Below are 24,545 nucleotides of genomic sequence, written 5' to 3' on the forward strand. Positions count from 1 at the left end.
GCGACATGGCAAGACAAGACCTGACCTTCAGCTCCCGCTTTGCAAACTACGACCAAACAGCTTCAACCGCGACGGAGACATTCCGTCGCGATCGAAGCCCGCGCCGATCGTGCTACAGCATGGCGGCAGCGCGCTCTGAATTGAACCGGTGCAGTGCATCGTGGCCCGCGATAACCGCCGGATGCTCCCAGGCCAGGTCTTGGTGCACTGGCGATGCTTCGCCCGAAGCCGGATGGAAGCGGGACATCGCTTCGATCAGCTGCTGCGTCTGGCGGCTAATGCCTATGCCATGCCCAAAGGCCGCGCCATGCTGTCTGATCGATGCGACATTCGGCTCGTCGTCGATCGTGAGGTAGCCGGCCGACCACCTCCGGCCTCCAGCAGCCAGATGGCCATGGCCTCCATCTTCGAGAAACCGGCCCGGGCGCGAGCCCGTCGCCGGCAGCCCATGCACAGTTTCGACCGCGGCAACCGATTCGTCCGCCACGAGAGACACCGGGGCTACGGCCGTTGCGAGCCCGGCAGGCAACGGGGTCAGCAAATCGGCAAAGTCCGCGGCCGGAATCGCGTAACCATCACTGGGCTGCACGTAGCTGATGGCCAAATCGCCACCTTGGAAATGGTTCTTCACCTGAACCTGCTGGGTCACGTCACCGTCCACTAGGATGATCAGATCATCCCCGCTGCGATGGAAGCTCAGCCGGGTGCGGTCGATGCCGTTGAAGAACAACCAGTCCGTGCCGCCGCCGGTGTTGTCGATCACATCGCTGCCGGAGCCAACCTGCCAGATGTACTTGTCGTTGCCGGCACCGCCAAAGAGCAAATCCTCGCCATCTTCGCCGACCAGGGTGTCGACACCGGCACCGCCGATCAGGATGTCCTTGCCCGAGCCGCTGAACGAGCCATTGCCGCCGGACAAGTAGTCATCGCCGTCACCGCCGTCGAACTTGTCGTCACCGCCGAAGCCGAAGATCGTGTCGTTGCCGCCCAGGCCATGAATGAGATCCCGCCCGTTGCTGCCTAGCAGCTGCTCGCCGGCCGAGGTGCCATCGACGGTGTTGGTGTAGTCGCCGTCATTACCCGGCTGTGTCGGGTTGCCGGTATCGCCGCCAGTGTCGCCACCGCCACCGTCGCCACCACTGCCACTGCCGACGAGTGCGTTGATGGCTGCCGTGTTCAACATGGACCCGCTGGCCGGCTGCACGTAGTCGATGGCGGCATCGCCACCCAGGAAGTGGTTGGTAACGCGCAGCGTGCTGTCTGCGTCGCCGTCCACCGTGATCAGCAGATCGTCGCCGTCACGGCTGAAGCCGAGCTGCGAGGCGGTGATACCGTCGTTGAAGAACACGCCATCGAAGCCGCCACCGGTGTTGTCGATCGTGTCCTGGCCACCGCCATAGACGTAGCTGTCGTCGCCCGCGCCGCCGAGCAGAACGTTGATGCCGTCCTCGCCGTTCAAGGTGTCATTGCCCACACCGCCCTCCAGCCGATCGGCGCCCGAGCCGGTGCTGCTGCCGTCACCACCGGCCAGGTAGTCGTCGCCGTCGCCACCCTGCAGCGTGTCGTCACCGGCCAGGCCGAACAACTGATCGTCGCCGGCCAGGCCTTTGACTAGATCCTTGCCGGCACCGCCAACAAGTTGCTCGGCGGCGGCGGTGCCCTCCACGGTCTGGTCGTACAGGGGGCCGCCACCCTCGCCCGATGCGATCATCTGGGCGATTTGCGCTGCACTGAACGAATTTCCTCCATCGGGCTGAACGTATGCAATCGCCGCATCGCCACCAAGGAAATGGTCAGCGACGCGTACCGTGGGTGCGACAGCGCCGTCAACGAAGATCACCAGATCGTTCCCGTCGCGTGCGAAGGTCAATCGGCTGGCATCAATGCCGCCTTGGAAGAAAATGCCATCGTTGCCGCCACCAGCATTGTCGACTACGTCGCTGCCGGAGCCGCCAGCAAAAACATAGTAGTCATCACCCGCACCACCTTCGAGTAGGTCGTTGCCCGCGCCACCAATCAGAGTGTCGTTACCAAGCCCACCCTGCAGACGATCTTCGGCATCGCCGCCATCGAGATAATCGGCACCGTCGCCACCAGACAACAGATCCGCACCCGCACCACCGAATATGGAGTCATCACCCGCTTGACCCTCAAGGGTATCGTCACCCGCATAGCCTGACAGCGAGTTGTTCATACTGCTGCCGGCAATGGTGTTGCTCAGATTGTTACCGTTGCCGGTCAAGGCGCCACCAACCAAGACCAAGTTCTCGACGTTGTCGGCCAGCGTCAAGTTGGTCTCAAAATGGCGCTCGACAGTGTCGTTGCCATCACCCTGATTCTCAAAGGCCTGGTCGCCCGAGGTTTCCAGAACCAGATAGTCATCACCCTGGCCACCGTACAACCGATCGACTCCACCGCCACCAGCCAGGTAGTTGTCGCCACTGCCGCCGATCAAGTCGTTGTCCAACGCATTGCCGGCACCAGATAGATCACCCGGGCCGACAAGTTCCAGCCGCTCGAAATTGTCGCCGAGAGTCCAGTCGATGAGCGAGCGGACAGTATCGGTGCCTTCCCCGGCCAGCTCGATGGCCACGTCGTCGGTCCGGTCAACGATATACATGTCGTCACCCACACCGCCCAACAGACGATCCGCACCGGAGCCGCCATCCAACTCATTGTTCTGCTCGTTGCCGGTGATGACATTGTCGAGGGCGTTACCTGTACCCGCATTGGCTGACGTACCTGTCATCAGAATCAGGTTCTCGACACCATCACCGAGCACGTAGTCAGAAGAGGACTCGACCGTGTCCGTGCCTTCCCCTGCATTCTCAATGATCTGGATTGAGCTGTCCGACACCACGTACGTATCGTTGTCCGTACCACCATAGAGACGGTCGCCTGCACCACCAGCGATCAAATCGTCGCCAGCGCCAGCGTGGATATCATCCTTTGCCGAAGTACCCGTCAGGGTATCCGCCTGGTCGGTGCCGCTGATCAGGTTGCGAGCGGTCAGATGCACCCAGGCTTTGGCGCTTTGGCCCCAAGTGTCAGTCGCGGTCAGATAGAACCCCGTATCCAGACCACCGTTGGGCACTATCCCTTGCAGCGAACCCGTCGTTGGGTCAACGGACAACCAGCTTGGCGCATTACTCTCCAGACCATAGGTCAACGTGTCATCCAACGCATCGGTGAAGACGCCGTTAGGTAGCTGGTACGTCAGGGTTTGTGTCGCGAAGCCCTCGATCTCTAGACTGGAATGCACCACCGGTGGATTGTTGGTATACGGCAGATGGTCAAGGCCGCCCCTGCGCACTGTGCCGTCCGCGAAGACGAACTGGTCGATCGACCCCGTAAGCTCAGCGCTATCGGATACATCCGCCCAATAGTTGTTCACGTGCAGCTGATTGGCAGAGTCCAGGCCCACCTGCACAATAAGCGTCGTGCCGTCGCGACTGAATGTCACGTCGTTCGTGCTCACGTTGGCGCCGAATATTATCTGGTCCAGTGCTGCACTGGGCTCAGAATCAATGGTGTCGGTGCCGTCTCCCGCATCGTAGTGGAAGGTGTCAGCACCTTGCCCGCCTTGCAGTGAGTCGTTCCCCAAGCCACCGTACAGATTGCTGTTAGCGCCACCCTTCAACGTGTCGTTGCCAGCGCCTCCGTAGAGATATCCACCACCCCAACTCGCGTCAAGCGTATCGTCGCCCGCATCGCCGTAGAGTTCGTCAGGCTGATCGGAACCGAACAGGCTGGAGCTGGTGCCATGATGTCCGCCGGACACGGTGTCATTGCCGTCGCCGCCGTGGATCACGTTGGCGTAACCGTTTCCGGTCAGGATATTGTCATAGGCATTACCGTTCAGGTTTCCGCCGCCAGCCGAACCTGTAAGGCTAAACAGGGTATCGCTTAAGGTCAGATTTTCTACGTTCGCGTAGTCGCTCACAAAGAACGATGTCGGGGTGCCTGGGACGCCGAGCATGGATAGCGACAGCGTGACCGTGTCGTTGCCACCGGCCGCATCCTCGACAACGGTGTCTCCCTCCAAAACCCCGAGCACGTACTGGTCGTCCCCCGCGCCGCCATACAAAACATTCATGCCACTGGAAGTGTTCCCGTCGAGAACATCTGCGGCATCCGTACCCCACGCCGAAATATCCTCGCTGCCCAGCAGCTGAACTTCCTCAATGTTGCTGACCGAGTCGAGGTGGTAGGAATACTTTGCCTGAACAATGTCGAAGGACTGGTCATCGCCAGTACTCGGCTCGACGATCACGTCGTTTGGATTGTCCACGACGTAGATATCGTTGTATCTGCTGCCGTTCAGCGTATCCGCGCCTGCACCACCATCCAGCCTGTAAACGATGTCAGAGTGAATGTTGCTCGATGACATATCGACCGTAATGACGTTGTCCAAGTCGTTGCCGACGAGGTCGCGCGGGTCGACGCTGTCGCCGTAGCCCCTCTGAAGCCAAGGCGATGGCTTGGCAACGAGATTTTCCACATTGTCTGGAAGCTTGACATCGTATGCGTTGGTGTACAGCGTATCCTGGCCCTCATCGGGATTCTCGATGATCGTGGCGGGAAGGTTGTACCAGAGCCGATAGTCGTCACCGATCACGTTGTAGGTATCATTTCCCGTGCCGCCGTACATCGTGCCATCAACATCCGACAAGACGTCGTTACCCGCCTCTCCTCTGAGTACATCAGAGTCGTAGCTGCCGTACCACGCATCGCTGGTACTGATCCTGTCATTTCCGGCACCGCCTGAAATCGTGTCCTTACCGACCCCACCATTCAGAACATTATCGGCAGAATCCCCTTGGAAGATGTCATCTCCAGACGTGCCGGTCCAATCGCCGGGGCTGATACGAAAATTACCTGCTGTCAGCTGTGATCCGTCCGAGAACTGGATGACGTGAGTGCCGTTCGCCTCCGCGAGAAAGCCTTTGAGTAAAAGGGTTTCTGGATATGCCAAACCTCTATGTATGTAGAGATCATTTCCACTGATCTGGTAGTTATTGACCTCGCTGCCAAGGAAATCGCAAACAATCGTGTCACTGCCGGCATCGCTGTCGCCCAGCCCTACAATCGTTTCCAGAGCATCATCGCCAATGTAGTACGTGTCATTCCCCGCACCACCTTCAAGGGTATCGTTGCCCGGACCGCCGTATATCTTGTCGTCGCCAGCACCACCATTGATGTAGTCGTCTCCCAACAGACCATAGATCGTGTTGTCGTCGTCATTGCCATAGATGCGATCGGTGCCATCGGTGCCACTGACTGGGTCAACACCGCTGCCGACAATTGGAGGTGTCGTGAGCCCCAAAAGCTGTTCCAGATCAGACTTGGTCGTTACCCCACCGTCGCTGAAGTGGATGCTTATGGAAGCATCGGGACCGAAGTAGCCGCGAACGGTCAATACGTCTCCAGTAGCAGAGTTATGGATGACCAGGTTGTCTCCATCCAACGAATAGCCGAGAGCAGTGGCTTGAATACTTGAGCCGAACGAGATTGCGTCCTGCCCTGCATCTTCACCGGCGACTTGCAAGATGCGGTCAACGCCGAAACCGCTTTCGAAATGGTAGGTATCGTTGCCGACACCACCGATGAGCTCGTCATTCCCGCCTCCACCGGTCAGGTCGTCGTCGCCGGCACCGCCGTAGACGATGTCATCGCCTGTCAAGGTCTTGACCAAGTCCCCGCCCAGCAAAATGTCGTTGCCGGCCCCGCCATTAAGGGTGTCGTTTCCTCCCTGCCCATAGATCGTGTCGTTGCCGTCACCGCCATCAAGTACGTCGTCGCCGTCGTTACCGGCAAGCAAGTCGACACCATCCCCGCCGGAAAGTGAATCGTTGCCCGCGCCACCATCGAGGGTGTCGTCGCCGACGCCGCCAATCAGTGCATCGTTACCGGCCCCACCCCAAAGTTTGTCGTTGGCGACCCCGCCATTCAGCCGATCGTTGCCATCTTCACCGTTCAGTTCATCCTCGTCGGCGCCGCCGTCAAGCACATCGTCTCCGACCCCGCCAAACAGCTTGTCGTCACCGACACCGCCATCCAGCACATCGTTTCCGCCATTACCCTGAAGTTCATCGTTTCCTGCACCACCGAACAGGAAATCGTTCCCGTGATAGGTGGCGGCTAGCTGCGACTCGTCTGCATCGCCAACTAGCAGATCATCACCATCCCCGCCATAGAGCACGTCCCCATTGCCGAAGCCGTACAACTTATCGTTGCCCGCGCCGCCATCGAGGATATCTTTGCCATGCAGGCTGCCAGCGATGTCGGCGCTATCACCGTTCAGGGTATCGGCGCCGTCTCTGCCATAGAGAACGTCGTTGCCGCCATCGCCCATCAGCAGGTCGTCACCTATGCCGCCGTCCAATATATCGTTACCGAACCGGGCGTTTGCGAGCCCATTGTCGCCACGTATCTGGTCGTTCCCATCCCCGCCGAACAAGGTATCGTCACCGTCGTCACCGTAGATGGCATCGTTGCCAATCCCGCCGTCGATGTAGTCGGCATCCGTATCCCCTTGCTGGACAGGTGAAACCTCACCACGCCCAGAAAGCCGATCATCTCCGTCACCACCGTAAACGATGTCGTTTCCGCCACCTCCCCAGACCTGGTCATTGCCTGAGCCCGCATCGATCAAGTCATTACCGCAGGGATTGGCGCTACTTGAAATCTGTGCCGTGAGATCAATGCCAGGTATCCAATGCGACGGCGTATCACCATTGATCATGTCATCGTCGGCGCCACCGTAAATGACGTCATCATCCGCTCCCCCAACAAGCTCATCTCCACCCGCCCCACCCTGGATTGTGTCCCTGCCTTCACCTGCGAGGATGGTGTCATCCCCCATCCCCCCATCGATGATGTCATCGCCGCTTGCGGCCACATTGGGATCCAGAAATGCTGTCTGTTTGGCGGTAACAATGACAACGCTATCCGCGCCACCGGCTGTGTCAGGTTCCTTTCGGACATACCAGCCTTTTCCCTGAGCGAGAACCACCGAACCCAGCTGCATGATGTCTTCTTCAACGCGCTGGCGCTGGCTTTTCCCGCTACCATCCACCTCATCGCTCCAGTCCTCCATATCCGTGAGTTCGGAGCCATCGATGATGAAATCGTTGCCGTCTCCACCTGCGAGATGGTCATTGCCGGTTCCGCCAAAAAGGAGATCCGACCCAGCACCGCCATCCAACGTGTCATCGCCGGCGCCCCCGTGCAGACCGTCATCCCCTGCGAGGCCCGCATACAGGTCGTTACCTCCATTCATTCCTGCATTTCCAAACAAATCATCTTGGTCACTGAGTGAATTTGTCTGAGGCGTGGGTATTTGCCCACTCAGCGTGATACCCAGGTCGCCGTTACTCCAATCCTTTACAAGAATGACGTTTCCCGTTGTCACATTTTTGATGGAAAGACTCTGAGACGGCAGTGAAAGATCGGCCGATACTAGAAATTTCCCATCCATTGAACGCCAAGTTTCCACTGAAAGCCTGTCGCCTACGGAAAACTGGTTATTATTGATCTCGATCTGACCACTTCTATCACTATCGTAGATAGTATCAACGCTTCCGGGAGTCGCGGCCAAATCGTCGAGCGAAAAATTGTAGCGATCGAATCCATCACCCCCTTCCAACTGATCGCTGCCAGCACCGCCATCGAGATAGTCGTTATCGTCGCCGCCATACAGTGCATCCGAGCCGCCGCTACCGCGGAGCGTATCCTCATTTCTGTCACCAAAAATCAGGTCGTTCTGTTCCCCACCCGTCAAAATATCGTTACCCAACCCACCTTTAATATAATTTCGGTCATCCGTTCCCGTAATATTGTCCGGACCTTCGCTCTCAAGTGTAACGTTGACTACTTTATTGTAAAGGTAGCTCGAGTATAAAAACGTCTCAGCGACTGACAACTCCAGACCAAGCCCCATAGCTGTAAGATAAATAGGTAAATGCTTCGCTGTGGAGAAAATTGTCGCCCTGTATGAATCATATATCGCCCGATCACCAACATATCGTTCACTATTTTCAGGCGTAAGAAGATAACCATCCGTTCCACCAATAAATTGCGCGATAGCATGCGTAACGCTAGGCCCAAGATCCGTGATCACGTGTTCCAACTTGAATTCCGGCATAAGCAATAGCTGGCGATCAGTCGCCGTTGCGTAGATCCTGACCTCGCCGAATTGCTGACCCGCCGCGGCAACCAAATCGGTCGCTCTCACATAATTAATTACCTGCGATCCACCGGCAGGGGTGCCATACTGCCCCGCAGCACCGTAGGCATTAAACGTTTCCCCATAGAGGCCATATTCAAACGCCGTTACTTGGGCCAGCGAACCGCCAAGAGAGTGCCCTGTAACCGTCACCGACACCGGCCCACCACTTGGACTCGAATGCTTTGCCAAATCAAGAGCTATTTCAACCAAGTGTCTCGCGTCATCAATCTGCTGATTGATGCGCTGTAAGGCCATCTGACCATCGGCCTCCACAAGATCCCGCAATATATCGGTCCCGGTGCCATTGTCATCAAATTCAGTGCCACGATGGGCGACAACGAGCTCGCCCGTAATTTTATTTCTATATATGGCGCCGTAGTAACCCGACGTAGTGTTTTGCAGCGTCTTGTAGACCTCGAAGTCGGTGCCATCCACCGCATGGCCGTCTGGCCAACTCTTATATGAATCCGCTGCCATTCGAGCATAATCATCCGTTGAGATTGCCATGGGTTAGTCCCTCCCTGAATTTATGGATAGTGTGTAGAAATCGCCTGGTATTTCTATGGGGTAAGACCTACTAAATGCGCAGTTAAGCGAGTATTGCCCGGGCGATCCACTCGGGCAGGTTACATAACTCTGCGCCCCATACTTCAGGTCAATGCCATTCAGCATAAATGACTGTTTTCTACCGTCTTTTCGTACAATATATATATTGATGGCGGTGAGTTCCCATCGACACACGCCCATTCCGTAGTAGTTCGACGGCTCGTACATATCCCTGTAAACGAATCCTTCATACCCACCATGTCCTGTGATAGCCACTTTTAATGTGGGGTCCATCGTGAAAATTGGCTTCATACCACCCAGCGCCATTCCGTAATCCACCGGCAAGCATGAATCATCAGCAATGTTATATTGCAATCTTCCACGCATACCTTCGATCACGGCGCTTTGACCCGTTATCGAAATATCTAATCGCTGCCGCTCGTGCGGCGCGGGATTGGTCCTTACATCCGGGGCAGGTACTCTCTCAGTGCGGCCGCATCCGAGACATAGTGCATAGAGCAACGTCAGTGTAATTAGGCTTATCTTCCGCATGAAATTCGATCCATTCGTCTGATAAATTTTGTCAACATTTTCGGCATAAAAGCCGACCTTTGCTAATTTGGAGAAGATCGAATCCAGGCTCACCATCCTAAACTTCGAGCTAAATTTGAGCTTGTTTTTTCGTCCTGTGCTTCGGTGTGAAGGACGAGAAGGCCCAGTCGAACTGGTAGCACCCATTACCGTTTCATAGGCCTGTTCACCACCGCAGCGCGCTTGTTGCATATACCGGGCCGTATGAGCACGGCGGGTGAAATCAGAGACACGATGAGATTCATAATCAAACCTCCAATTTTTCAGGAGTCGAAATTTCGATCGTTTCTGTCAAGTTTTTTGATTTCATCGCTCCCGCATCGAGTCATCCACACCTTTGCGTAGCGGATCAAGGATGTACTCGATCACCCGCCGTTTCCCCGTCCTGATTTCCGCCGTCAGCGCCATGCCCGAGGTCAGGCGCACTTTGACGCCGTCGACCAGCAACTCGGTCTTCTTCATCTTCACCCGAGCCTGGTAGATTAGCCCGAGTTTTTCGTCCTGGATCGCATCGTGCGAAACACTCTCCACGACACCCTCGACATAGCCGTAGCGCGTATACGGAAAGCTCTCGACCTTGATCGTGGCGCGCTGACCGGGGCGCACGAAGCCGATGTCTTGGTTGAGCACGGTGGCTTCCACTTCCAATGATTCGTTTTCGGGTACGACGGAAAGCAGCGGCTGGGCCGGCGTGACCACACCGCCAATGGTATGCACCGCCAGCTGCTGCACGGTGCCGGTCACGGGGGCGCGCAATTGCATGAGCGCATTGCGTTGGGTGGTGCGGGCCACTTCCGGTTCGAATTGCTGGATCTGTTCGCGGGCCTGTCGCAGTTCGTCGAGCAGCTGGCGGCGGGTGTCAGTGACAGTGACTGACAGCTCCTCCCTGGCACCGATGATGGCTGAGCGCAGCTCCGCACGGCGGCTTTGCTGGCCGGCGAGGTCACGCTCGGCATTGATGCGTTCCTGCTTGCGCTGCAGGTAGTCCTGTCGCGGGATATAGCTCTTGTCCAGCAGCTTCTCGTAGTCCGCCACGCGGGTGCGCGAGATGGCCAGGTACTGCTGCAGCGGGACGATGGCCGATTCGACCGTGCGCAACTCGGCCTGCTTCTGCGCCACCATCGCTTCCAAGCTCTGCTTCTTGGCGGCAAAGGCGGCGTACTCGCTGAGTGCGAGGCGTTGGGTGGCTTCAAAACGATCCGCAGGCAGATCGCCGTCGTGCTTCACCGCTGGCGGGGTGGCATCGTCGATGGCCCGCACCAGGGCGGCGGACCGTGCGGCGGCAAGCCGGGCGCTGATCAGGGCCTCCGCGGCCTTCTGGCTGTCGGCCGTGGTGGCGGTAGCGTCCAGCTCGATCAGCAGATCGCCCTGCTTCACGGCCTGACCATCGTGCACCAGGATGCGTCGCACCACGGCGGTCTCGGCCGGCTGGACGATCTTGGTGCGGCTGCTGGTGACGGTGTGTCCCGGGGCGACGGCGACCACGTCGAGCTTGCCGAAGCAGGCCCACAGCAAGGCCACGCAGAACAGACCCATGATGATCCACAAGCTGGCGCGCGGTGCCGGCGACAGCGGGGTCTCGGTGAGTTCCAGATGGGCCGGCAGGAACGCCAGCTCGTCGTGCGTGCGCGGGATCGGTTCCAGCGCGCGGCGTTCCGCCCAGGCCGCATGAAAAACCTGCATGTAGCGTCGCAGCACGTCACCGATGGCAGCCAGTCGATGCGTCATGGCTCAGCCCTGCTGCAGTTGGGAGAGATGGGCGAAGTGTCCATCCGGGCGCTTCAGCAACTCGTCGGGCGCACCGGTTTCCACGATGCGCCCCTTGTCGACCACGACGATGCGGTCGGCGTGCCGCACGGTGGAAAGACGGTGGGCAATGATCAACACGGTACGGCCTTGGCAGATGGCTCGCATGTTGGCCATCACGGCGCGCTCGGACTCGTAGTCGAGCGCGCTGGTCGCCTCGTCGAAGATCAGGATGCGCGGATCGGCGACCAGCGCGCGGGCAATCGCCACGCGTTGGCGCTGGCCGCCGGACAGGCCGGCGCCGTGCTCGCCGACGATCGTGTCGTAACCCTGCGGAAGTTCCACGATGAACTCGTGCGCACCAGCCAGCTGCGCGGCGTGGATCACCCGCTCCAGCGGCATGCCGGGATCTATCAACGCGATGTTTTCCCGCACGCTGCGGTTGAACAGGAAGTTCTCCTGCAGCACCACGCCAAGCTGGCGCCGCAACCACGCGGGATCGGCCAGCGACAGATCCGTACCATCGACCAGGATGCGGCCGCGTTCGGGCACGTACAGGCGCTGGATCAGCTTGGTCAGCGTGCTCTTGCCCGAACCGGAACGGCCAACGATGCCGACCACTTCGCCCGGCGGGATGTCGAGGTTGATCCCCGCCAGCACTTCGGCGGTATCGGGGCGATAGCGAAAACTCAGGTTCTCGAACGTGATGCGCCCCTCGATCGGCGGCAGCGCCATGCGGCTGCCGCCCGCTTCCGTGCGGGTGTTGAGTACGTCGCCCATACGCTCCATTGAGATGCCGACCTGCTGGAAGTCCTGCCACAACTGGGCCAGCCGCACGATCGGCGTGGAGACCTGGCCGGACAGCATGGTGAAGGCGATCAGTTGACCGACCGACAGCGTGCCGTCGATCACCATCTGCGCGCCCCAGTACAGCACCGCCACGCCGACCAGCTTCTGCAGCAACTGGATGCCCTGCTGGCCGATATTGGCCAGGTACGTCACGCGAAATCCGGCGCTGACGTAGCCGGCCAGCTGGTTGTCCCAGGTGCGCACCATGCGCGGATCCACCGCCAGCGCCTTGACCGTACCGATGCCCGAGATGGTCTCGACCAGGAACGACTGGTTGTCGGCGCCGCGCACGAACTTCTCGTTCAAGCGCGCGCGCAAGGTCGGCGTGATCGCCGCCGACCAGATCGCGTACAGCGGCAGCGAGATCACCACGATCAGCGTCAGCCAGCCGCTGTAGAAGAACATCACGGCCAGGAATACGAAGGTGAATAGCAGGTCCAGCACCGAGGTCAGCGTCTGTCCGGTGAGGAAGTTGCGGATGTTTTCCAGCTCGCGCACGCGGGCGATGGTGTCGCCGACGCGACGCGACTCGAAGTAGGCCAGCGGCAACGCCAGGATGTGCCGGAACAATCGCGCGCCCAGCTCCACGTCGATGCGACTGGTAGTGTGCGCGAACACATAGGTGCGCAGCCCGGCCAGCACCACGTTGAACAGCGTGATCACCACCAGTCCGATGGTGATGACGGTGAGCGTGGTCATGGCGTGGTGCACCAGCACCTTGTCCATCACCACCTGAAAGAACAGCGGCGTGACCAGCGCAAACAGCTGCAGGAAGAACGACACCACCAGTACTTCCAGCAGCAGCTTGCGGTACTTCACCACCGCAGGAATGAACCAGCTGAAATCGAACTTGGCCAGCTCGGCGACCATCGAGGCGCGCGATGCCACCGTAAGCAGGCGGCCGTCGTAGCGAGCGGCAAATTCATCCATGCCCATGATCACCGAACGCTGCAGGGCGAGGTCCTGAACAAGCACCTTGGCGTCATCGACCTTGGCGATGACTAGCGCCTGGCCATCCTGTTGCAGCGCCAGTGCCGGTAGCGCCACCCGATCAAGGCGTTCTGCCGGCTGGCGAACCACCTTGGCCTTCAGGCCCAGCTTCCTTGCGGCCAGCAACAGGGATATCTCGTCAAAAGGTTGCGAGCCGCGCCCGGCTTCGTGACGCAACTGATCAGCATTTGCTGCCACGCCATGGAACTGCGCGAGCAGCACCAGGCCGTGCAAATGAAGATCTTCCGTGAGCGACTCGGCGTCGCCATCTGAGCGCGACACATCATCGGAACGGTGTACATCCATGACGGCATTCATGCCCGAGCTACCTTCCTTGAGTTTGCCCAACAGCGACCAGACCGGCCCTTGCGGGTCAGCTCACATCGCAACTCCATTTCCGCGAATAGACAGCCGCCCCATGGATAAGTGGATCCACTGATCCAAGTCCGACACATCGACCGCCCGCAGCAAGTCGTGATCATACCGTAACCCGGCTTGATCGATGCGCCGGGGTTCACGAAAACATCGACGATCAACAAGGAATCACGCGGCATGCTGCCCGCAAACGATATCGACAGAACGCAAATGATGGCTTTGACGGAAAGCTCGACTGGTTTGTGCGATGCCCGTGTACAGCGCATCATCGCAGCTGGCCGTTGGACCCGACATCGGGGGGCGCAAGAGGAAGCCTTGCGATGCGAGGCGCGCGCCTTCGCAAAGCCACCTCACCGACGTTCGAATGAAGCACTTTGCGGTCAGCAGGAGTCTGGAGCACCGCTGACTCCTTTTCAGCGGCTGGAACACCACCGCATTGCGCGCACGCTCAGCGGATCAGCGTGGATTTGCCGAACAGCGACTCGACCAGGTCCACGGCCAGCTTGGCGGTGGCGTTGCGCTTGTCGAACGCGGGGTTCAGTTCGACGATGTCCAGCGACGCCATCCGCCCGGTGTCGGCGATCATCTCCATGCACAACTGCGCCTCGCGGTAGTCCGGTCCACCGCGTACGGTGGTGCCGACGCCGGGCGCGATGCTGGGGTCGAGGAAGTCGACGTCGAAGCTCACGTGGAGATGGGTGTTCTCGTCCATGCCGGACAGGGCCTCCTCCATCACCCGCTTCATGCCCACTTCGTCGATATGCCGCATGTCGTGGACCTGCATGTTGGCGCCGCGCACCAGCCGCTTCTCGCCTTCATCGACCGAGCGGATGCCGATGTAGCGAAACACGTCCGGCGTGGTCGACGGCACGACTCCGCCCAGACCGGTCAGCTCGGCCGGGCCGGTGCCGCACAGGCAGGCCACCGGCATGCCGTGGATGTTGCCGGTGGGCGTGGCTTCGGCAGTATTGAAGTCGGTGTGCGCATCCAGCCACAGCACCCGCAACTGCTTGCCTTCGTCATGGCAATGACGCGCCACGGCCGAGATCGAACCGATCGCCAGACAATGATCGCCGCCGAGCATGATCGGCACGCGCCCCGCCTGCAGCTCCTGATGAACAGCCGTATGGACGGCCGTATTCCAGGCCACCACTTCGTCCAGATGACGATAGCCCTGCTCGGGCGGCAGCCACGGGTTGAGCGGACCCTGCAGGTTGCCGCGATCGATGACCTTGAGTCCGCGACGTTCCAGTCGGCTGGCCAGATTGGCCACGCGCAGGGCTTCGGGTCCCATTCCCGCACCGCGGTGGCCGGCGCCGATGTCGGTCGGCACGCCAATCAATGAAACGGTCTGCTTGTCCACGTTCGCCTGCTCCTGCATGCCTGGGGGCGACTGCGCCATTGTCCGGGCGCGCACCATTGATGTGGGTGGGGCGGAGAGTGAACGGACCTGCAGCAGCCGGCCCGGATGTGTCGCCGGCATCCCTGCGTGCAGGACTTTCGCGGCGACAAAGACTCCACCTATCCGGCGAAGTCTACCGGAATGGCTTGATTGACGCCGCAGCCCGGGCCGCGAAGGTGGCCCGGGAAGACGCACAGGCCGTCACGCAGGCCGCAGCCGTGCTGATGGCGCGACCACCCGGTGGTGGTGCGCAGGGCACCTGGCTCAGTGCTTCTGCCGGCTCGCGGCGTAATCGCAACTGCCGGTGCGCTGACCGGCATAGGTCATGTCCATGACCATGGCTTGACCGTTCATGTTGCTGTCGGCGTGCATGCTGCCCTTGATGTCGCCACCGGGCAGCAGCTCGAATTGCGCGTCACCGGTCATCCGTGGCGGATTGCCGCCGCAGACCACGTGATAGCTGACCACGTTGCCCTGCTGGCGGTAGTTGCTCACGACGCAGTCCTTCTGCTGCTGGAGCATCGAGCGCATGTCGTGATCCTTCGACGTGCATACATTCTGGTTGACCGTGCGGGCCGGCATGTCGCCCAGGCCGGCCATCTGCATCTTCATGGTGATGCTCATCTTCATCATGTTGCCGGAGTCGGACTGGGCCGCCGTGGTCGGGGCAATCACGCAGAACACGCCAAGGGCAGCGAACCGCAGCATCGGAAAAGACGACATCGGAATTCCCCGGCAAGGATTGAAGAGACGCAGCACGACAAACGGATGCTGCCGTGTCCGTTGTGGTCGCATGGCGCCGAGTGTGTCGGCCAGCGCAAAGCCGGCTCCGCGCCGCTCACGGCGAACAACCCGTTATCGCCCTTCGAATCCAGTCAGACCGGAAACGAAGGCCGGATCAGCCTGCCTGGGCCTGGCGGCTGCGTGCCAGTTCATCTTCGCGACGTGACCGCGCCGATGAGCACCAGCACACCAGGTCTGCACCCTCACGCGCCACCAGAACCCGGTGGCGGGAGTCGTGCACGAGTTTCCCCATCAGCATCCCTGCAAACAGCGACACTCCACGCCAGAAGGCGGAATGTACGATCAGCGTTTGCATTTGATTGTCCTGGACTGCCCCTGTGCAGCCTCAGGCCAGATCCTAGCAAGATTTCACGCTGCGTGCACATTCGAAAGAACGCTGATTTCTATCCGTAAATTGGCACGAAACGTGCCTGAAACCATGACGCCAGGCACTTGCCGCGTCCGTCGGATTCGCCGCGACCGCCTGGTCGATCAGGCCGCCTGCTGCAATGCATTCGGGCGAGCGTAATGGACCAGCGAGATGGTGAATTCGGAGCAGGCCATCTCCACGCTTACCGGCTGCCCGGAGTTGGCGTGCTTCTCTCTGGCCAGACCCCGCGCCAGCCGAATCGCGTGCGCCAGACGCAACCTGTCGTAGAGCACCGCCTCGCCGCTGCAGATACGCCACAGGCCATGACTGGCCTCCCTGATCGTCAACACAGTCCGCATCGCCTCACCCTCCCGCCAGGCCGGCTCGGCGCAGTCACTGTCTCCCCCGCGACAGTGGTGATGTGCTTCCGGCAGGCGACCAGTGTGGGCAAGCTGCCGGGGGGAAGATGTCGGCGCCGGCCTACGGGTGGTGTGCGCCACCGGCGCGCCGGAACAGCGCCGATCGCCATGTCACCCGGACGCACGCAGCCCTTCCCCCTCCGCAACGGGAACGCGGCCGTAACTGGCAAGGATCACCGGCTCGGAGTACTCGCCCCGATCGACGTCGGCGCTCTGCGCATAGACGAGGACGCCTTCACATTCGCAGGCCAGTTGCTCGCCACGGCTAAGCGCCAGTTGCTGCAGTCCGTGGAGAATCGGCTTGTCTGCCACCATCTCGCCACTGGCGTCGTGATAGCCCTGCACCACATAAAGCATTCCCATGTGCTGTCCTCGCATGCTCCTCAAGCCTGTAGCGTGGAGAAGGTCAGGTGGAGGAATCGCGATGATCGCGTAAAGCCGATGTGGAAGATTCGGCAGGCCGCCGGCTATGCGGTGGGCGGAGCGGCGGGTTGCGAACTGCCGCACGCTCGATTGGCCCGGGCTTGGCGAGGCCCACAAACAACAGGGGCACCCCGAAGGAACGCCCCTGTTGTCCGCATGTGCTGGTGCCGGCAACAGGAGTCGAACCCGTGACCTACTGATTACAAATCAGTTGCTCTACCAACTGAGCTATGCCGGCGAAGCGCAGGATTCTAGCAGGCTGCGCCGCACGGCGCGTTCAGAAACAACCGGTGCTGTGCGAGGCGATCCCGCTGGCGGAGACCCGGCTGCGCCAGTCGAAGCTGCCACCATCGGCGACGACCAGGTCCAGCCAGTATTCCGGCACGCTTTCACTGCGCTCGGTCATGCGTGGCGAGAAACCCGCCGCGGTGACTTCGTCGCGACGCTTGCGGGCATTCGCCGGGTCCTTGAACAGGCCCAGCGAGATGGTATTGGGCTGGTCGCCGGAGCTGACCACGAAGTAGTCATTGATGTTGCGGGCGGACAGCTGTCGTGCCACCGCCAACGCCTGGGCACGGCTGCCGGCCGCCGGCAGGTAGACCCACCAGCCACTGGTCTGGGTGGCCTGCTCCTGGCGCGAACGCATGCGCGTCGCCTGGCTGGCCAGCGCCTGGCGCGCATTGCGCAGATCCTGGGGGGTCGCGAACGGGCCCAGCGCCACGCAGCTGTAGCTGAGATTGCGGGGGCTGGGCACGCCTCCAGACACCGTGGCCGGGGCCACCACTGGTGTGGTGGCGGGCATTTCCGACAACAGACGCAACTCGGTCACGCCCGGCTCGGTCGGCAAGCCGCCCCGGGCATAGGGCTGGCCCAGCAGCAGCCAAGCGCCCACCGCGATATTGAGTGCGGTCAGCAGTACGAACAGCAATCGCAGGAACATCCAGCCTCCATCACCGGCAACCCGACACGGCCCGGTTCATTGTTGCGCCACAGCCCAGACCGCCAGGCCGCGCAGCACGCCATCCTGACTGAGCCGGGCCGGCAGCGACAGCAGCGGCAGCAGGATCGGTGCGTCCCCGCCGCCCAGGACAAGTTCGGGTACGGTACCAAGCCGCGCTGCAGCGCGCGAAGCAAACCGTTCCACCAGCGCAGCGGCAGCCTGCCAGCAACCGGAGGCGACCGCGTCGGCGGTATTGTCGGCCAGCTCGACGATGGCGCCGGGGTGCTCCGGCCTGATTCGTGCGGTGGCCTCGAACAGCGATTGCTGCATCAACTGCGGGCCGGGCGCGATCAGGCCGCCCAGATGTCGCCCTTCGGCATCGAGCGCATCCAGCGTCAGCGCGGTACCGACGCTGGCCAGCACATGCGGCCCCTGACCCGCCGCGCGCGCCGCCACCATCACCAGGAAGCGGTCCACGCCCAGACGTTGCGGTTCGGCGTACGCGTTGCGCACGCCGCAGGCCTGCGCTGGCGTGCGCATCCAGTGCACGGAAAGTCCAGACAGCCGCCGGACCACCGCAGCCACCTGTTCCTCGCGGGACGCGTCGACCACCGAGGCGCCTACCACCTGGCTCGGCGCGGGCAGCTGCGCCCACGCCGTCGCCAGGGTGGCGGCGACATCCACGCGCCAGTCCACGGCCCCCTCCGCCAGCCATTCGCCTGATGGAGCCTGCCACGCCCATTTCAGCCGCGTATTGCCCAGGTCCAGCAGCAGCCTCATGCGCGACGCACCGTGACATCGGCGCTGTCGACCCGCCTGATGCTGCCGTCGTCGAGGCGAACCTGCAGCGCACCGCGGGCGTCCACGCCCGCACCGACGCCACGGAAAGCCTCCAGCGCGCCACTGAGTTGCAGCGGCTGGTCGCGCAACAGGTCGTATCGCGCATAGTCCGTCCCGAACGCGGCGAAACCGTCGCGCTCGAATTCCCGCAAACCCTCGACCAGGGCCGTGATCAGGGTCGCCACCAGCAGGTTGCGATCCGGCGGCATGCCGCCGCCAAGTTCGGCCAGATCGGCCACTGGCTGGCCGGCCTGCTCGCGCAGGGCCGGAGTCAGTCGCAGGTTGAGGCCGATCCCGATGATCGCCGCGCAAGGACCCTGGTATTCGCCGCTGAGCTCGATCAGGATGCCGCCCAGCTTGCCGCCGGGCCCATCGTTGCGCTTGCCGGGAGCCACCAGCAGGTCGTTGGGCCATTTCAGGCCGGCACCGTCGATGCCGAGTTTTTCCAGCGCGCGCAGGGCGATCACGCCGACGGCCAGCGACAACCCGGTGAGCGCGGCAAAACCCGCGTCGAAACGCTTGAGGCAGGACAGGTAAATGTTCATCCCCGGCGGGGAGAGCCATTCGCGGCCACGCCGGCCGCGACCGGCGTGCTGGGTTTCGGCCAGCACCACGCTGAAATCCCCTGCCGTCGCAAGGCGACGTTGCAGTTCGCTGGAGGTGGAATCGAGTTCCCAGTGCACCTCCAGCGCAGTCAGTGCCGACGCGGCGCTCGTGGGCAGCAGGGCCCGGATGCGCGCCGCATCCAGCATCTGCAACGGCCAGGGCAGGCAATACCCCGCGGCGCCACGCGCCTCGACCGGAACGCCGCGGCGGCGCAAGGCCTCCACCTGCTTCCAGATCGCCGCACGGGTGACGCCGGCCGCCACGGCCAGCGCTTCGCCGGACAGCGCCTCCCCGGCGGCAAGCAGGGCCAGCAGTTGCGCAGGCTGCATCAGCGCGGCCCCGCAAAGAGGGCGATGCGACAGTGACGGGTATCGCGGGGCAGGAGGCGGAACAGGTTTGGCATCGGCGGATTCTAGCCCGGGCGGGCCGCCGTACGGGCCCACCGGCGGGCCGGCCACCGTCGGGCGGTCCACAGCACTGGCATGGCCGCAGCGTTTCTGAGACGATCCGGGGTCTTCGCTGCGAGTCAGGGAGTTTGATCGCCATGCGTGCCGTTCACTGGTTGGTTGGTTGCGCCTTGTGCATTGCCGGGATCGGCGGTGCCAGTGCGGCGAGTATGGAATCCCAGGACCTGGACAGTTCCTCGCGCACCCTGGTCGACAGCGCCTCCGCGCACGACGGCAATGCCGCCAGTGGCGGCGACGCCGCGGGCCTGAACCACGACTGCCCCCCGGTAAGCAGCAGCGACAACGCCGAACCGGCGTCCGGCAATGGTCGTTCCGGCGGCTCATCGTCCGCACCGACACCCTCCCGCCGGCCGCATCTGGGCTGGCAATCGCTGCTGCCTGGGTCGATCCAGTAAGCGCTCGGCGTCATGCCGGGACATTGGTTGCAGACACTGTGGGCGCGTTTCGAGCCCGCTCCGATCGCAGATCCGCTGTGGCGACGCGGATTGAGTGCCTGCCCGCTGGCCCGCGGACTTGATCCGGAGCGGCAGCAAAGGCTGCGCCAGCTGTCCACCCTGTTCCTGGCACGCAAGCGATTCCACGCCCTGGCGGGCGCGGTGCTGGACGACTATTGGCGCCTGCTGATTGCCATGCAGGCCTGCCTGCCGGCCCTGCAGCAGGGCACGGGCAGCCTGCGTGGCTGGCGCGAAGTGCTGATCTATCCGGGCGAGTTCAAGGTGCGCCGGAATCACCACGACGATCGCATCGGGATCGCCGGCGATGGCGGGGAGGCCCATGCCGGCGACGCGTGGGAACGTGGCCCGCTGGTACTGTCGCTGGCCGATGTGCAACTGGACCTGGAACAGCCCTGGGACGGCTACAACGTCGTCGTGCATGAAATGGCGCACAAGCTGGACATGCTCGACGGCCCGCCCGACGGCGTGCCGCCGCTGGTGGACATTCCCCGGCGACGCTGGATCCAGCAATTCCAGCTGGCCTACGACCGCCTGGTCGCCATGCCGCCGGACAGTTGCGAAAGCCCGATCGATCACTACGCCACCGAAAGCGTCGCCGAATATTTCGCCGTGGTCAGCGAGATGCACTACTCGCGTCCGGCCCTGCTGCGCGAAGCCGAACCCGCGATCGCCGAACTGCTGCAGGCCTACTACGGCCGCTCGCCCGCCGAAGGCAGCGAACGCTGAGCCGGACCGCTCAGGTCGCGGCCAGGCTCACGCTGAAACGGGCACCGCCGAACTCCGGCGAACGATCGACCACCAGCTCGCCCTGATAGGCATGGATGATGTCCTGCACGATCGACAGGCCGATGCCGTGGCCCTGCACCCGTTCGTCGCCACGCACGCCACGCTGCAGCACTTTCTCGATGTTGTCCGCGGCGATGCCGGGGCCGTCGTCTTCCACGCTGAGCAGCAGGCCCGAGCGCTGCCGTCCCGCCTCGTGGCGCATCCTGACCACCAGCAACACGCGATGGCCGGCCCACTTGAACGCGTTCTCGAGCAGGTTGCCCATCAGCTCCAGCAGGTCACCCTGCTCGCCGTAGAACACCGCACCGTCCTCGATGTCGAATTCGCACAGGACATTCTTGGCCGCGTAGACCTTCTCCAGGCCTTGCACCAGATCCTCGGCGTGGCCGGCGATCGGCACCGCGCTGGCGAAGGTCTGCCGGCCGGAGGTGGCCGCGCGCGACAGCTGGTAGGCGACCAGCTCGTTCATCCGCCGCACCTGGTCGAGCACGCTGTTGCGCCGTGCCGCGTCGTCCTCGCCGTTGGCCGATTCCAGTTGTGAGCGGATCACCGCCAGCGGCGTCTTCAGGCTGTGCGCCAGGTCGGCCAGGGTGTGCCGGTAGCGCGTGCGCTGCTCGCGCTCGTTGGTGATGAACGCGTTGATGCGCTCGGTCAGGCCGGTCAGCTCCAGCGGGTACTGGCTGTCCAGCTGCTCGCTGTCGCCGCGCTCGACCCGGCTCATGTCGCTGGCCACCTTGCGCAATGGGGTGAGGCTCCAGCGCAGCAGCAACAGCTGCAGCACGATCAGCATCACACCCAGGATCGACAGCCAGATCACCAGGGTGTGGCGGAACACCGCGTTCTCGCCCTCCAGCTGGTCTTCGGTCTGGGCCACCATCACGGTGAGCCGCACGGATTTCTTGTCCAGCGTGTCGAACGCCACGCCGTAGCTGTAGTAGTACAACCGCCCCATGCGCGTATCGATCGGACCGACGAACACGCTCTGGCCCGGCTCCAGCGGCTTCAGGAAGGTGAAGTCGCGGCCGATCGCCGAGGAGGACTCCCAGTGGTAGCCGTTGTCGCCCAGGGCCACCGCATACAGGCCCGAGCCCGGACGCGAGAAATTCGGGTTCGGCGCGGTTTCCGGCTCCAGCAGCTTGCCGTACCGGTTGACGTCGGTACTGGTGATGTAGGCAATCGCGAAATTCTCGAGCCGATCCTGCAGGCCGCGCAGCGCGCGCGCCTTGGTGGTCTGGGTCAGGGTCAGCCCGACCAGGCCGAGGAAGCCGGCCAGCACGAAACTGGTGGCGATCGCCGCACGCGCTGCCAGGGACAGCGGACCGTGCGACGACCCACGCTCATTCGTCGTCGCCGTCGGTGCGCGGGATGGCAAAGCGGTATCCGCGTCCACGTACCGTCTCGATGGGTTTGAGGGTGCCTTCCGGATCGAGCTTGCGCCGCAACCGGCCGATGAACACTTCGAGCACGTTGGAATCGCGGTCGAAATCCTGCTGGTAGATGTGCTCGGTGAGGTCGGCCTTGGAGACCAGCTCGCCCGCGTGCAGCATCAGGTATTCCAGCACCTTGTATTCGTAGCTGGTGAGATCGACCAGCTTGCCTTCCACCGTCACCGTCTGCGCGGTGGTGTCCAGCTTGATCATGCCGCAGGCCAGGATCGGCTTGGACCAGCCGCTGGCACGGCGCACCAGAGCGTTGATGCGCGCCAGCAGCTCCTCGACGTGGAACGGCTTGACCAGGTAATCGTCGGCGCCGTACTTGAGCCCCTCGACCTTGTCCTGCCAGCTGCCGCGCGCAGTCAGGATCAGGATCGGATAACGCTGGCCGTGTTCGCGCAACGCCTTGACCAGTTCCATGCCGGACATCTTGGGCAGGCCCAGGTCGATGATCGCCAGGTCGAACGGCACTTCGCGGCCGAGGTAGATGCCCTCTTCGCCATCCTGCGCCGCATCGACGGCGAACCCGTCCCGTTTCAGGCGTGCCGCCAGCGTCTCGCGCAACGGCGCCTCGTCCTCTACCAACAGGATGCGCATATCAGCGTTTCTCCTTGCGACCCGCATTCTTGGCGGGCGGATTCTTGATTGACTGGGCCGATGGGGGATTCTTGCCCGATTCGGACGAGACCACCACCACCTTGACGTGTCCCTGCGGCGTGAGCACCTTGATCCGGTACTCCTGCCGACGCCCGACCCCGCGCTGCTCGGCCGACAGGATCTTGCCACCCGTATCCTGTTGCACCTTGACCACCGCCTGATCCAGCGTCACCGCCGCCGACTGGGCCGCGGCCACACCGGCCGCACCCACGCACAGCGATATCAGCAGAGCGGTGATGAAGTTTTTGTGCCCCGTCATGCGCGAAGTTCCCGTCTGGTTGCTGCCTGGACGCCCAGACTAGGCAATCAGGGCTGAATACTGACCGGATGGACGACGCCTGTCACGCCGCCGCACACGGCAGCGCAGCCCGCTCCAGCAGTTCCCAGCCCGCGCCGGGCAGGTGGGCGCCTTCGCTGATCGTGCGGCGGAACGCGCGGGCGCCCGGTTCGCCCTGGTACAGGCCGAGCAGGTGCCGGCTGATGTGCTTCAACGCGGTACCCCGGGCCAGCTCGGCCTCGACGTAGGGACGCAGGTGCTCCAGCACGCTCTCGCGGCTGGGCAGCGGTTCGCCATGCAGCTCGTGCTCGATCTGCGCCAGCAGGTAGGGATCGTGGTAGGCGGCCCGACCCAGCATCACCCCGTCCAGCTGCGCCAGGTGTCCGCGCACCTGCGCCACGCTGGTGATGCCGCCGTTGATCACCACCACCAGCTGGGGGAACTCGCGCTTGAGCCGGTACACCCGCTCGTAGTCCAGCGGCGGTACCTCGCGGTTTTCCTTCGGCGACAGGCCTTTCAGCCAGGCCTTGCGCGCATGCACCACCAGCACCTCGACACCGGCGCCCAGCATCTGTTCGGTAAAGTGCTGCAGGCCGGCGTAGTCGTCCTGGTCGTCCACCCCGATGCGGCACTTCACCGTGACCGGAATGCCGACCGCATCGCGCATCGCCCTGACGCAATCGGCGACCAGCGCCGGCTCGTACATCAGGCAGGCGCCGAAGCGGCCGGACTGCACCCGGTCCGACGGGCAGCCGACGTTGAGGTTGATCTCGTCATAACCCGCCTCGGCGCCGAAGCGGGCGGCCTGCGCCAGCTCCAGCGGATCGCTGCCACCCAGCTGCAGGGCCACCGGGTGCTCCTGCTGGCTGTGCTCCAGCAGGCGCAACTGGCGGCCACGGACCAGCGCCGCGCTGGTCACCATTTCGGTATACAGCCGCGAACGCGGCGACAGCAGCCGGTGGAAATAGCGGCAGTGCCGATCGGTCCAGTCCATCATCGGCGCCACGCTGAGGCGCCATGGCAGGGCAAAAGCAGGGTCATTCATGCGCCTAGTGTACGTGCTGGCGACGGCCAGCCCGGCGCGCCGCGGCACATCGCCGGCCTGGCGTCAGCGCGGGGGCGAAGTGCCGGCGCGTCGTTCCAGGCCGTACAGCGCCTCGCCGTCAGGCAACGGATCGCGGCGCAGCAGTCCCGCGCTCACCAGCTCATCGAGCACCTGCTCGATGCGCCGGCGGCCGGTCTCCAGCCGTTGCCGCGGCAGCCACCAGCTGACAATGCCGCACAAGGTATCCGCCGCCTGCGGGTGTGAACGCAGGTAGGCGAGTACCTCGCGCCTCACCTCGGCATCGTCCTGCATGGC

19 protein-coding genes and 1 tRNA gene are annotated in these 24,545 nt (G+C 62.5%); 2 read left to right on the forward strand and 18 right to left on the reverse strand.

Annotation, left to right across the window (positions count from 1 at the left end; all coding sequences use genetic code 11):
* Positions 1–112: 112 nt before the first annotated feature.
* From I6J77_RS17895 to I6J77_RS15200, 13 genes are all read right to left on the reverse strand, one after another.
* Complete coding sequence (locus I6J77_RS17895; protein ID WP_204109650.1) at positions 113–8,737, reverse strand: putative Ig domain-containing protein; 8,625 nt, start codon at positions 8,735–8,737, stop codon at positions 113–115.
* Between the two features lie 3 nt (positions 8,738–8,740).
* Positions 8,741–9,559, reverse strand: coding sequence for a hypothetical protein (locus I6J77_RS15145; protein WP_204109651.1), 819 nt, complete (start codon positions 9,557–9,559; stop codon positions 8,741–8,743).
* Positions 9,560–9,673: 114 nt separating this feature from the next.
* Positions 9,674–11,095 carry an HlyD family type I secretion periplasmic adaptor subunit gene (locus I6J77_RS15150; RefSeq protein WP_204109652.1) on the reverse strand — a complete coding sequence of 474 codons (1,422 nt, stop codon included), beginning with the start codon at positions 11,093–11,095 and terminating at the stop codon, positions 9,674–9,676.
* Between the two features lie 3 nt (positions 11,096–11,098).
* Positions 11,099–13,258: a type I secretion system permease/ATPase gene (locus I6J77_RS15155; protein ID WP_204109653.1), complete on the reverse strand. Its 2,160-nt coding sequence runs from the start codon at positions 13,256–13,258 to the stop codon at positions 11,099–11,101.
* 517 nt (positions 13,259–13,775) lie between these two features.
* Entirely contained in the window at positions 13,776–14,708 is a 933-nt protein-coding gene (gene rocF / locus I6J77_RS15160) for an arginase (RefSeq protein WP_204111512.1), read from the reverse strand.
* Positions 14,709–14,993: 285 nt separating this feature from the next.
* On the reverse strand, positions 14,994–15,452 hold the full coding sequence (locus tag I6J77_RS15165) for a DUF3617 family protein (protein WP_204109654.1): 459 nt from the start codon (positions 15,450–15,452) through the stop codon (positions 14,994–14,996).
* A 175-nt stretch (positions 15,453–15,627) separates the two neighbouring features.
* Positions 15,628–15,828, reverse strand: a complete 201-nt coding sequence (locus tag I6J77_RS15170; RefSeq protein ID WP_204109655.1) for a hypothetical protein — start codon at positions 15,826–15,828, stop codon at positions 15,628–15,630.
* A gap of 176 nt (positions 15,829–16,004) precedes the next feature.
* The gene (locus I6J77_RS15175) at positions 16,005–16,241 is read right to left on the reverse strand and encodes a hypothetical protein (RefSeq protein ID WP_056718098.1); all 237 of its coding nucleotides are present in this window, start codon (positions 16,239–16,241) and stop codon (positions 16,005–16,007) included.
* 171 nt (positions 16,242–16,412) lie between these two features.
* Positions 16,413–16,664: a hypothetical protein gene (locus I6J77_RS15180; RefSeq protein WP_056718099.1), complete on the reverse strand. Its 252-nt coding sequence runs from the start codon at positions 16,662–16,664 to the stop codon at positions 16,413–16,415.
* A gap of 222 nt (positions 16,665–16,886) precedes the next feature.
* A tRNA-Thr gene (locus I6J77_RS15185) sits at positions 16,887–16,962 on the reverse strand.
* A 39-nt stretch (positions 16,963–17,001) separates the two neighbouring features.
* Positions 17,002–17,664: an SPOR domain-containing protein gene (locus tag I6J77_RS15190; protein ID WP_204109656.1), complete on the reverse strand. Its 663-nt coding sequence runs from the start codon at positions 17,662–17,664 to the stop codon at positions 17,002–17,004.
* A gap of 36 nt (positions 17,665–17,700) precedes the next feature.
* Complete coding sequence (locus I6J77_RS15195) at positions 17,701–18,444, reverse strand: type III pantothenate kinase (RefSeq protein ID WP_204109657.1); 744 nt, start codon at positions 18,442–18,444, stop codon at positions 17,701–17,703.
* A complete protein-coding gene (locus I6J77_RS15200) occupies positions 18,441–19,439 on the reverse strand; it encodes a biotin--[acetyl-CoA-carboxylase] ligase (protein ID WP_204109658.1) in 999 nt (332 codons plus the stop codon). Before I6J77_RS15200 ends, I6J77_RS15195 begins: the two co-directional genes overlap by 4 nt.
* A 215-nt stretch (positions 19,440–19,654) precedes the next feature.
* On the opposite strand from I6J77_RS15200, the gene I6J77_RS15205 reads away from it, so the two are divergent.
* Positions 19,655–19,972, forward strand: coding sequence for a hypothetical protein (locus I6J77_RS15205; protein WP_204109659.1), 318 nt, complete (start codon positions 19,655–19,657; stop codon positions 19,970–19,972).
* Between the two features lie 27 nt (positions 19,973–19,999).
* Positions 20,000–20,758, forward strand: coding sequence for a zinc-dependent peptidase (locus tag I6J77_RS15210; protein WP_239309036.1), 759 nt, complete (start codon positions 20,000–20,002; stop codon positions 20,756–20,758).
* Positions 20,759–20,768: 10 nt separating this feature from the next.
* Here I6J77_RS15210 and I6J77_RS15215 read toward each other — a convergent pair whose 3' ends face one another.
* The 5 genes from I6J77_RS15215 to I6J77_RS15235 form a co-directional block, all read right to left on the reverse strand.
* A complete protein-coding gene (locus I6J77_RS15215; RefSeq protein ID WP_056718105.1) occupies positions 20,769–22,190 on the reverse strand; it encodes an ATP-binding protein in 1,422 nt (473 codons plus the stop codon).
* Positions 22,156–22,848 carry a response regulator transcription factor gene (locus I6J77_RS15220; protein WP_056391729.1) on the reverse strand — a complete coding sequence of 231 codons (693 nt, stop codon included), beginning with the start codon at positions 22,846–22,848 and terminating at the stop codon, positions 22,156–22,158. Before I6J77_RS15220 ends, I6J77_RS15215 begins: the two co-directional genes overlap by 35 nt.
* Before the next feature lies 1 nt (position 22,849).
* On the reverse strand, positions 22,850–23,167 hold the full coding sequence (locus I6J77_RS15225) for a PepSY domain-containing protein (RefSeq protein WP_056766642.1): 318 nt from the start codon (positions 23,165–23,167) through the stop codon (positions 22,850–22,852).
* Between the two features lie 82 nt (positions 23,168–23,249).
* On the reverse strand, positions 23,250–24,230 hold the full coding sequence (gene dusA / locus I6J77_RS15230; RefSeq protein ID WP_204109661.1) for a tRNA dihydrouridine(20/20a) synthase DusA: 981 nt from the start codon (positions 24,228–24,230) through the stop codon (positions 23,250–23,252).
* 63 nt (positions 24,231–24,293) lie between these two features.
* Entirely contained in the window at positions 24,294–24,542 is a 249-nt protein-coding gene (locus I6J77_RS15235; protein ID WP_204109662.1) for a hypothetical protein, read from the reverse strand.
* Positions 24,543–24,545 lie beyond the last annotated feature (3 nt).

The organism is Rhodanobacter sp. FDAARGOS 1247 (genome assembly GCF_016889805.1).
Lineage (GTDB): Bacteria > Pseudomonadota > Gammaproteobacteria > Xanthomonadales > Rhodanobacteraceae > Rhodanobacter.